Origin of the sequence: Blautia caccae (genome assembly GCF_040095955.1) — a bacterium.
In the GTDB taxonomy this organism is placed as follows: Bacteria; Bacillota; Clostridia; order Lachnospirales; family Lachnospiraceae; genus Blautia; species Blautia celeris.
Map to the genome: position 1 here is coordinate 1 of NZ_JBBMFP010000112.1, position 549 is coordinate 549.

Consider the following 549-nt stretch of genomic DNA (forward strand, 5'->3'; position numbering starts at 1 on the left):
CTTGCTATATTCCAGTAAAACAGAGAGCCATATAACACTTTATATGTTGTGGTTTTTTCTTGGAGAAGTTGGTATTAACAAAAAATATCAATATGTTATAAATGACACCTTGATCACACTTTGAAGCTAAAGCGGCTGTATATGTCCGGCGTGCCCGAGACAGAACAGCCGGAAAAGGAAGAAATGATAAAAAAGCCAGTAAAAGGTTATAAGAAAAAGGCATTGGAAAGGATCCAGTGCCTTTTTTCGTGGAACGGAGGAGCTGATGGCACTTACAAAGCTGATGCATATGAAGCAGTCCGGAAGCCGGAAACCATCGCGGCATTTGAAGAATGGCATTGGATACATCATGAAGGAGAATAAGACCGAAGGCGGACAATGGATCGGGGGGAATGCGGGGAGCACACCTAAGGAGGTGTACCAGACCATGCTGGATACAAAGGAGGAGTATGGCAAAAAGTCAGGGAGGCAGGGATACCATTTCGTGATCTCCTTCAAAGAGGATGCGTCCCCTGAAAAGGTGTTTGAGGTCATGCAGGAATTCTGCCA

1 protein-coding gene is annotated in these 549 nt (G+C 44.6%); it reads left to right on the forward strand.

The features are described from left to right. Nucleotides 1–265 precede the first annotated feature (265 nt). Nucleotides 266–549: relaxase/mobilization nuclease domain-containing protein (locus WMO65_RS26475; protein ID WP_349064938.1), on the forward strand; the 284-nt coding region annotated here is incomplete at its 3' end.